8 protein-coding genes and 1 other annotated feature are annotated in these 10,411 nt (G+C 34.3%); all 8 genes read left to right on the top strand.

Features of this window, described 5'->3' with window-relative positions:
- The first annotated feature begins 18 nt into the window (after positions 1-18).
- Positions 19-1,107: a PTS fructose transporter subunit IIC gene (locus tag RWZ86_RS01220; protein ID WP_314679318.1), complete on the top strand. Its 1,089-nt coding sequence runs from the start codon at positions 19-21 to the stop codon at positions 1,105-1,107.
- A gap of 21 nt (positions 1,108-1,128) precedes the next feature.
- Positions 1,129-1,638 (top strand): D-lyxose/D-mannose family sugar isomerase, encoded by a 510-nt coding sequence (locus tag RWZ86_RS01225; RefSeq protein ID WP_314679320.1) that lies wholly within the window; start codon positions 1,129-1,131, stop codon positions 1,636-1,638.
- Positions 1,639-1,699: 61 nt separating this feature from the next.
- Positions 1,700-2,653: a hypothetical protein gene (locus RWZ86_RS01230; RefSeq protein WP_314679322.1), complete on the top strand. Its 954-nt coding sequence runs from the start codon at positions 1,700-1,702 to the stop codon at positions 2,651-2,653.
- A gap of 14 nt (positions 2,654-2,667) precedes the next feature.
- On the top strand, positions 2,668-4,158 hold the full coding sequence (gene xylB, locus RWZ86_RS01235) for a xylulokinase (protein WP_314679324.1): 1,491 nt from the start codon (positions 2,668-2,670) through the stop codon (positions 4,156-4,158).
- A gap of 222 nt (positions 4,159-4,380) precedes the next feature.
- Positions 4,381-6,750 (top strand): phosphoketolase family protein, encoded by a 2,370-nt coding sequence (locus tag RWZ86_RS01240; protein ID WP_314679325.1) that lies wholly within the window; start codon positions 4,381-4,383, stop codon positions 6,748-6,750.
- Between the two features lie 214 nt (positions 6,751-6,964).
- On the top strand, positions 6,965-7,810 hold the full coding sequence (locus tag RWZ86_RS01245) for a hypothetical protein (protein ID WP_314679327.1): 846 nt from the start codon (positions 6,965-6,967) through the stop codon (positions 7,808-7,810).
- Between the two features lie 50 nt (positions 7,811-7,860).
- Positions 7,861-8,057, top strand: a binding site (T-box leader).
- A gap of 77 nt (positions 8,058-8,134) precedes the next feature.
- A complete protein-coding gene (gene tyrS, locus RWZ86_RS01250; RefSeq protein WP_314679329.1) occupies positions 8,135-9,400 on the top strand; it encodes a tyrosine--tRNA ligase in 1,266 nt (421 codons plus the stop codon).
- A 252-nt stretch (positions 9,401-9,652) separates the two neighbouring features.
- A partial coding sequence (locus tag RWZ86_RS01255; RefSeq protein ID WP_399544650.1) for a murein hydrolase activator EnvC family protein occupies positions 9,653-10,411 on the top strand: 759 nt, incomplete at its 3' end.

Below are 10,411 nucleotides of genomic sequence, written 5' to 3' on the forward strand. Positions count from 1 at the left end.
TAAAAGGGAGTGGGCAAAATGAAAAAAGTTGAAATAAAGAAACATTTAATGACAGCTATATCATTCTTTTTACCAATTGTAGTCGGATCAGGTTTTCTTTTAGCTATTGGAAATATGATGGGTGGAGCTACAATTGAAAGTTATAAAAATGGATTTACATTTGCAGATACTCTTGTAACTATGGGAGGTTACGGTTTAGGGTTATTACCTATGATTGTGTCTACTGCAATTGCTTATTCTATTGCTGATAAACCCGGTATTGCTCCGGGATTAATTGTAGGAATGGTAGCATCAGGAATTGGTGCGGGTTTTTTAGGTGGTTTAGTCGGTGGATATTTAGCAGGATTTACTGTAGCTGCAATTGTACAGTATATTAAAGTTCCAGCATGGATGGAAGGTTTAATGCCGACTTTAGTTATCCCTTTTATTAGTTCATTTATTGCAGGGTTATTAATGTATTATGTTATAGGAGGACCGATTAATTGGTTCGCAGGATTAATTACAGGATACCTTGCTAGTTTAGATTCATCATCACTATTCTTCTATGGAATGGTAATTGGTATTTTTGCTTCAATTGACTATGGTGGTGCAATTAATAAAGTAGTATTTGCTTTTGTGTTTGCTTTATTTTCAGAAGGAATCTATGAACCGATTACAGTGTTAATTCTAGCTTCTATGGTTACACCATTTGGGTTAACTATGGCTTACTTTATTGGTAAAGTTGTTAGAAAAAATATCTTTAATAAACAAGAAATTAATGCTTTGACAACTGCCTTTCCAATGGGTGTTTGCCAAATTACTGAAGGCTGTTTCCCAATTGTTTTAAATGATTTGTTCCGTAATGTAATTGCTACAGGTGTAGGTGGAGCAATTGGTGGAGGTTTAAGTATGTTATGGGGTGCCGATAGTCATATTCCTGCATCAGGAATGTTTGCTGTATTTACAATGACTAGACCTTGGGCATTTATTGCAGCGTTATTGATTGGTTCTTTAGCTACTGCTGTAACAATTTTAATTTTAAAACCAAAAGTGGATCCAAACTTGACTCCTGAATTAGTTGAAGAAGAGGAAGAAGAAATCTCATGGGACGACTTAAAAATTGGATAAAAAAGTAGAAGGAGAAAAAAGATGGAAGACTCAAAAGAAAAAGTAAAAAATTATTTTCTATCATCAGAAATAGTGTTTACTTCTGAAGAATTAGATAGTATTGAATATGCTGATTTTGGACTGGATAATTTTGAAGTTGAAGGATTAAGTTTAATCGTTTATGAAAACAATGATAGATATTGCGCTAAAGAAATGGTACTTCTTCCTAATCAAACTTGTCCTGAACATCTTCATCCAGATAGAAATGGTAGTCCTGGTAAACAGGAAACGTTTAGATGTAGAAAAGGTTCTGTGTATTTAATTGTTGAAGGTAAATCGGGAGACGTAAAAGCAAAGGTTCCTAACGGGAAAGAAAGTTTTTATACTGTGAAACATGAAATTCTATTATTGCCTGGTGAGCAGTATACAATTATGCCTAATACTAAACATTGGTTTCAAGCGGGGGCTGAGGGTGCTGTGATTTCTGAATTTTCATCAAATAGTGATGATGCAAGTGATGTATTTACAGATCCTAATATTAAACGTGTTTAAATAATATTTATGAGGCTTGAGAATATCTCAAGCTTTTTTTAGTAAATAGCGGGGTGAAAGGATGAAAGTATATAAATTAGAAAATAAATTTTTGAAGGTAGAATTTATTTCGTTGGGGGCAACCGTTATATCAATTGAAAAAAAAGAAAATAAAACAAATTTTGTTTTGAAGTATAAAGATATGAATAGATACTCTGATAATCTATATTTTTTAGGTGCGACAATTGGACGGAATGCAGGTAGGACATATCCTTGCTTTTATAAGGATTTTGATGAGGAAAAAGTTATTCTAAAGCCAAATGAAAATGATGTATATCTTCATGGGGGAGAAGATGGATATTTTAGAAAAGAGTGGATTGTTGATTGTTTCTCTGATGATTTAGCTGTTTTATCTTTTAAAGATATTAGTAGAGAGTATGAAAAATCGGAAATAAAAATAGTTTATAAGTTAGAAGGAAATAATTTCATAATAAATTATTTTGGGAGTTCAGAAAGACCAACTGTTTTTAATCTTACTAATCATATGTATTTTAACTTGAATAGAGAAAAAAGTGAAACTATACAGAAGCATTGGTTGGAAATAGCGCCTTCGTTACTGCAAATAATTGATGATAAATTTGTTCCTACAGGAAAATATGAATCTATGAAAGATGAATATAATTTTTTTAATTTTGAAAATCAAAAACAAGTTAGAGAGGCTTTCTTACAGAAAAATGAATTATCTGAAATTTGTAAAGGTGGAATAGACTTAGCCTATTGTTTTTTAGATGGAAATATAAATAAACCAAAAATAAAATTACTTTCAGAAAATAAAGAAAATTCTTTGACTATTTATTCTAATCAAGAAGCATGTGTTGTTTATACATTAAATAAATTAGAAGATGAGGAAAAAGAATTAAAAAAATTTCAAGGAATAACTTTTGAAATGCAAAAAAAACCAAATTTTCTTCATGAAGAAAAAGAAAATTATTTACAAGATAGTTATTTTAGTTGGATTAAATATGAGATTGAATGAGAGGAGTATTAGTTATGTCATATGTTTTAGGTTTGGATTTAGGCACTAGTTCTCTTAAAGGGGTTATCTTTGATAAGAATGGTAATATTGTGGGTCAAGAAACAGAAGAATACTCATTAATACATGAAAAAATAGGGTATAGTGAACAGTTACCACAAGACTGGATTAAAGCATTTGAAGCTTTAATGAATAAATTTACAGAGAAAATTAATGATTTTGCTAGTGGTTTAGAAGCAGTAAGTATATCAGGACAAATGCATGGGTTGGTAATGTTAGATAATTACAATCGAATACTGCGACCAGCGATACTTTGGAATGATACTCGTACGACAAAAGAATGTATGGAAATTAAACAAAAAGTAGAAAAGGAATTATTAAACATCACAAAAAATCAAGTTTTAGAAGGTTTTACCCTACCAAAGATTTTATGGGTTCAAAAAAATGAAATGGATTTATGGAATAAAGTTTCTCATATTATGCTGCCAAAAGATTATCTTGTCTGGTACTTAACAGGTGAGTTTGCAACAGAAAAAACAGATGCTGCAGGAACGTTATTACTTGATTTAGAAAATGGTGAATGGTCAGATTATCTATTGGAAGAATTTCAAATAGATAAAAAAATTCTTCCTAAAATTTATGATTCCATAGATATTGTAGGCGTATTTAGAAAGCAATTACAAGAAAAATGGAGTTTAAAAAATAAAGTAAAAGTTGTTGCGGGAGGGGCAGATAATGCGTGTGCTGCCTTAGGTGCAGGAATAATTAATGAAAATTTTGGAATGGTTAGTATAGGTACTTCAGGTGTTTTTCTAACATTTGAAAAAGAAGTTCACGACCGTTATTTAGGCAAATTGCATCTATTTAATCATACATTTCCAAAATCATTTTATTCTATGGGAGTTACCTTATCTGCCGGACATAGTTTACATTGGTTTAGAGATGTATTTGCCAGAGGTAAAGATTTTGTTGAATTGCTGAAAGGGATTGAAAATATTGAACCAGGATGCAAAGGATTACTTTTTGCACCCTACATTATGGGAGAGAGAACACCGTATGCAGACAGTAATATTAGAGGTAGCTTTGTCGGTATTGATACAACACATACTTTAGACCATTTTACAAGAGCAGTATTAGAGGGGGTAACATTTTCGTTAAATGATATTAAAACATTAATGGAAAATGAAGTAGGAAAGAAATTTAAAAAAATTGTGTCAGTAGGTGGTGGAGCTAAAAGCTCTGAATGGTTGCAAATACAAGCGGATATATTTTCATGTAAGGTGGTTACTTTAAAAACAGATCAAGGGCCTGCTAAAGGAGCTGCTATGCTTGCAATGGTGGCCATAGGATGGTATGATAACATGCCTAGCTGTGTAGATAAATTAGTAGAGTATGATAAAGAATTTTATCCCAAAGAATCAAATGTCAAACCCTATCAGTCAGTCTATCATAGGTATAAAAAATTGTATCATTCCACTAAAGAAATTTGTAGCCAAACAGTCAAATAAAAGTGGTTATGAACGTTTTCAAAATTCAAAATGATAACTGTTTTTTCGGAATAATTCCTAAAATAACTAGAAAATAGTATAAAATAATGATTGATTTTTAAAATTTTCTTGACAAGTAAAAAAAGATATGTTAAATACTTGACGGTTATTTTTTGAAGGATTTTTGAAACGCCATTTTTCAAATTTTCTTTGGAAGAGAAAACTAGAAGGGAAGAATTATAAATGACACAATTTGATACACCAGAATACTTAGCAAAAGTGGATGCGTGGTGGCGCGCAGCTAACTATATTTCAGTAGCACAAATGTACTTGAAAGATAATCCACTATTACGTCGTCCTGTACAAAAAGAAGACGTTAAATTACATCCAATCGGACACTGGGGAACAATCGCAGGACAAAACTTTATTTACGCACACTTAAACCGTGCTATTAACAAATATGACTTAGATATGTTCTACATTGAAGGTCCTGGACACGGTGGACAAGTAATGGTATCTAACTCATACTTAGATGGTTCTTATACTGAATTATATCCAAATATTACGCAAGATGAAGCTGGCTTCAAACAATTGTGTAAAATTTTCTCATTCCCAGGAGGAATTGCATCACATGCTGCTCCTGAGACTCCTGGTTCTATTCACGAAGGTGGAGAATTAGGTTACTCATTATCTCACGCAACAGGTGCTATCTTAGATAACCCTAACGTAATTGCTGCTGCAGTTATCGGAGATGGAGAAGCAGAAACAGGCCCATTAGCAGCTGGTTGGTTCTCAAATACATTCATCAACCCTGTAAATGATGGTGCCGTACTTCCAATTCTTTACTTAAACGGTGGTAAAATCCACAACCCAACAATTTTAGCTCGTCGTACAGATGAAGAATTAACTCAATTCTTTAATGGCTTAGGATGGGATGCAATTTTCGTTGAAGGAACTGACGCTGAAAAAGTTCACCCATTAATGGCTGAAAAATTAGACGAAGCAATTGAAAAAATTCAAGCAATCCAAAAAGAAGCTCGTGCTAAAAAAGCTGAAGAAGCAACAATGCCTCATTGGCCAGTATTAGTAGTACGTACACCAAAAGGATGGACTGGTCCAAAAGAATGGAACAGCGAACCAATCGAAGGTGGATTCCGTGCTCACCAAGTTCCAATTCCAGTATCAGGTGAATCAATGGAACACATCGATCATTTATTAAACTGGTTGAAATCATACCGTCCAGAAGAATTATTCGATGAAAACGGAAAATTAGTAGAAGAAATTGCTGCTATTTCACCAAAAGGTGACCGTCGTATGAGCATGAACCCAATCACTAATGCAGGGGTTGTAAAACCAATGGAAATTACTGATTGGACTAAACATGCAGTTGATACTTCAACTCCAGGTGCTATCCAAAAACAAGATATGATTGAATTTGGTAAATTTGCAGCTGACTTAGTAAAAGCTAACCCAGAAAACTTCCGTATTTTCGGACCAGATGAAACTAAATCTAACCGTCTAAACGAAGTATTTAAAGCAACAAACCGTCAATGGGTTGGTCGTCGTGATGAAAGCTATGATGAATGGATTTCACCAGTTGGTCGTGTAATCGATTCACAATTATCAGAACACCAAGCAGAAGGATTCTTAGAAGGATATGTATTAACAGGTCGTCACGGATTCTTCGCTTCATACGAATCATTCTTACGTGTAGTAGACTCAATGATTACTCAACACTTCAAATGGTTACGTAAATCTAAAACTCACGCTCCATGGCGTAAAAACTATCCATCATTAAACTTGATTGCAACATCAACAGTGTTCCAACAAGACCACAATGGATATACTCACCAAGATCCAGGTTTATTAACTCACTTAGCTGAGAAAAAACCAGAATTCGTACGTGAATATTTACCAGCAGATACAAACAGCTTGATGGCAGTTATGGCTGAAGCTTTAAGTTCAGAAGATAAAATTAACTTAATCGTTTCATCTAAACACCCACGTCCTCAATTCTACTCTGTAGAAGAAGCTAAAGAATTAGTAAGCGAAGGATACAAAGTAATTGACTGGGCTTCAACTGTTAAAGATGGCGAAGAACCAGATGTAGTAATCGCTGCTGCAGGTACTGAACCAAACTTAGAAGCATTAGCAGGTATTTCAATCTTGCATAAACAATTCCCAGAATTGAAAATCCGCTTCATCAACGTTGTAGATATCTTGAAATTACGTTCTCCAAAAGTTGACCCTCGTGGTTTATCTGATGAAGAATTTGATAAATTATTTACAGCTGACAAACCAGTAGTATTCTGCTTCCACGGATATGAAGGTATGATTCGTGATTTATTCTTTGATCGTAACAACCACAATGTTCATATCCACGGTTACCGTGAAAACGGAGATATTACAACTCCATTCGATATGCGTGTTCTTTCTGAAATGGACCGCTTCCACGTTGCAAAAGATGCTGCAGTTGCTGTATATGGTGACAAAGCTAGCGAATTTGCTGCGAAAATGGATGAAACAGTGGAATTCCACCACAGCTATATCCGTGAACACGGTGAAGATATTCCAGAAGTAGTAAGCTGGAAATGGGAAAACGTTAATAAATAATAACGATTTTGACTGAATAGGGCATTCGTCTGACGATAGATTTCTATCTGAGGGCGAGCCCTATTTTTTTGTATAAAAATGAAATGACTTCAAAACATAATGATTCGCTATTTTTAAATGAAAAATATACTTCTTTATTATATGTCCACCGAATATAGACAAATCAAAGAAGAGTTTGCTATAATATTCACACAAGTAAAGGGGAGTGAAAATGATGAGTAAAATGAAGTTTTTATTAGGAGCAATGGCGTTATCAACTTTTGTAGTGACAAACAATGTTCAAGCCGCTGAAAATGAAGGGATCATTCCAAAATGTGTAGTTCAAGAGAACGCTCTTGTTAAAGGGGATGCACATGTACCTGTATCGAAGTGTGGACAACCATTTAGATATAGTACGCCTGAATGGAAAGTTGAAAAAGACGGCAGCAAAGTATTGTATCGTGATGGAAAACGTGCGTTAAAATGGCAAGCAGTAGACAATACTTGGGTATTTATTGGAGATAACTTTAAACCTGTAAAAGGATGGCAAGTATTACCAGTTGTCCAACAAGGTTTGATTAATGTTGTTGAAGGTGATGATATTCATACATCTGTACCAGATTTAGGGTATTTCTATTTTAATGAACAAGGATATTTACAAGAAAAATGGGTATTCGATGATGGACATTGGTTCTACATTCCTGAACGTGGTGTCGTTTCAAAAGGTTGGGTAGAAGTAAAAGATAAATGGTATTATTTCGATACATCTGGAAAAATGCAAACAGGTTGGAAAATGTTGAATGGAGTTTGGTATTACTTAAATGAATCTGGTGCAATGGAAACTGGCTGGGTTCAAGTAGATGGAAAATGGTATTACTTCAACACTTCAGGTAGCATGCAAACAGGATGGGTGCAATGGAATGATGCTTGGTATTATTTTGCACCATCAGGTGAAATGAAGACAGGCTGGGTTGAGTCATCTGGTAAATGGTATTTCTTAAAAGATAGTGGTAAAATGGCTGTTTCAGAAAAAACATCCGATGGCTATCAAGTAGACGCAACTGGAGCTTGGGTTCGCTAGGAAAGCAGTTGACAGTTTTAAGGATTGTCAGTATACTGATAACAATTAAATCGAGAGCAATGATTAAGCGCAGTAGAGACTAGCATCGGAGCAACAAGAGAATTGTCGGTAGGTGCAAGACAATCCAACCTAGAATCGAAGTACACTTGAGAGCAAACTGTGACAAACAGCGTCTATCCGCGATAAGGATTTGAGAGGTAGTTTTTAACTACAATAAGGGTGGTAACACGGCAAAGTCGTCCCTAATAGCTTTTGGGCTATTAGGGACTTTTTTATTTGCTTAAAACTGTGTAAGAAAATTGCAACAATATAAGGAGGATTTGTATGAATATTATTGATGATTTAATGTGGCGTGGTGCCATTAATCAAATGACAGATGAAGAAGGGTTGCGTGAATTAACGCAAGAAAAAGCAGTCTCACTATACTGTGGTGTGGACCCAACGGGAGATAGTATGCATATTGGACATTTAATTCCATTCATGATTTTACGTCGTTTCCAATTAGCAGGTCACCGTCCAGTTATTGTTATTGGTGGAGCAACAGGTTCTATTGGAGATCCAAGTGGACGTACAAGTGAACGTGTTTTACAAACAAAAGAACAAGTACAACATAATGTTGAAAAATTAACTGCTCAAATGAAACGTTTATTCTTAACAAGCCAAGAAGACCAAGAAGCAGTTCGTTTAGTGAATAACTACGATTGGACAAAAGAACTATCATTATTAGACTTTTTACGTGATTACGGAAAACATTTCAACTTAAATACAATGTTAGCAAAAGATGTTGTTGCGAGTCGTTTAGAAGTAGGGATTTCATTTACAGAGTTTTCTTACCAAATTTTACAATCCATCGACTTCTTACAATTATTCCGTAAAGAAGATGTTCAAGTGCAAATTGGTGGAGCCGACCAATGGGGAAATATTACAGCCGGTTTAGAATTAATTCGTAAAGTGGAAGGAGCAGAAGCTCGTGCTTACGGATTAACGATTCCATTAATGTTGAAATCTGATGGTACTAAATTCGGAAAATCAGCTGGTGGCGCTGTATGGTTAGATCCAGAAAAAACAACTCCATATGAATTCTACCAATTCTGGTTAAACCAAGATGACCGTGATGTGATTAAATATATTAAATACTTTACATTCTTAGAAAAAGAAGAAATTGAAGCATTAGAAACAGCTGTACAAGAAGAACCACATAAACGTCAAGCGCAAAAACGTTTAGCAGAAGAAGTAACTCGTTTTGTTCACGGTGAAGCAGCATTACAAGATGCGTTGAAAATTACAAATGCTTTATTCACTGGTGATGTTCAACAATTAAATGCGGATGAAATTGAACAAGGGTTCAAAAATATGCCAACATTTGAAAGTGAAAAAGTAGAACAAAACTTAGCAACTTGGTTAGTTGATTTAGGAATTGAGCCAAGCCGTCGTCAATCTCGTGAAGATATTCAAAATGGTGCCATCTCTATTAATGGAGAAAAAATTACAGATTTAGAACATGTGTGGACTCCAGAACAATCCTTTGAAGGACGTTTTGTATTAGTTCGTCGTGGGAAGAAAAAATATTTCTTAGTCAAATTAAAATAATATTTGCTGAAAAGGTTAGAGAAATCTAGCCTTTTCTTATGCAATTGTCATGAAAAATATGACAAATTAGGGGTTAAAAAAAGCGATTATATCAGCTATAAAACGAAATGTTACAGTTTTGTTACAATGAAGATACAATTCTGCGAAATTTAACATAAGGCTTTAGTCCTATGTTATGATGATACCAGTCAAGATTATAAGCACTTTCATATAGTGCCTTTTATATAAATAAAACCGTTTGGAGGGAATCATTTGAATAAGAGGTTATTAACTTTCGTAGTAACAGGAACAGCGTTAGCATTAGGTACATTAGCACCTTCAGTAAACGCTCAAGATATTGATTCGCAAATTAACTCAGCAAATTCTCAAATTCAAAATTTAAACAATCAAAAACAAGCAGTAGCAGGTCAAGTAGAACAATTATCTCAAGATTTAACAAATGTACAATCAAGAATTAATTCAGTTCAAGCAGAACAAGAAACTGCTAAAGCAAACTTAGAAGTACTAAAAGCAGAAATTTCAAAACTTGAAACATTAATTGCAGAACGTAATGAACGATTAAAAGATCAAGCTCGTGCAGTTCAAGTAAATGGTGCGCGTTCATACGTTGACTTCTTACTAAATGCAGACTCTATTACAGATGTAGTAAATCGTATTGGAGTAATTGTTGACTTAGTAGGTGCAAACCGTCAATTAATGCAAGAACAAGCTCGTGATAAAGAGCAAGTTCAAACAAAAGAACAAGCTCAAAAAGAAAACTTAGATCAACAAAAAGCAAATGAAGCACAATTACAAAATTTACAAACTGAATTAAGTGCAACATTTACAAAACATAAAGCAACTTTAGCAAATCTTTCAAATGAAGAATTAGAAGCAATCGCAGCACGTGATGGCTTAGTTCAAGAAAAAGAAAGATTAGCAGCTGAAAAAGCTCGTGCAGATGCTGAAAAAGCAGCAGCACAAAAAGCAGCAGAAGAAGCTAAAGAAGCAATGTTGAAAGCAACAGAAGAA

It is taken from the genome of uncultured Granulicatella sp., assembly GCF_963545075.1.
In the GTDB taxonomy this organism is placed as follows: Bacteria; Bacillota; Bacilli; order Lactobacillales; family Aerococcaceae; genus Granulicatella.

Coding starts and splice junctions, on each gene's coding strand:
- RWZ86_RS01220 (WP_314679318.1), top strand. CDS start 19: ATGAAAAAAGTTGAAATAAAGAAACATTTAATGACAGCTATATCATTC.
- RWZ86_RS01225 (WP_314679320.1), top strand. CDS start 1,129: ATGGAAGACTCAAAAGAAAAAGTAAAAAATTATTTTCTATCATCAGAA.
- RWZ86_RS01230 (WP_314679322.1), top strand. CDS start 1,700: ATGAAAGTATATAAATTAGAAAATAAATTTTTGAAGGTAGAATTTATT.
- xylB (WP_314679324.1), top strand. CDS start 2,668: ATGTCATATGTTTTAGGTTTGGATTTAGGCACTAGTTCTCTTAAAGGG.
- RWZ86_RS01240 (WP_314679325.1), top strand. CDS start 4,381: ATGACACAATTTGATACACCAGAATACTTAGCAAAAGTGGATGCGTGG.
- RWZ86_RS01245 (WP_314679327.1), top strand. CDS start 6,965: ATGAGTAAAATGAAGTTTTTATTAGGAGCAATGGCGTTATCAACTTTT.
- tyrS (WP_314679329.1), top strand. CDS start 8,135: ATGAATATTATTGATGATTTAATGTGGCGTGGTGCCATTAATCAAATG.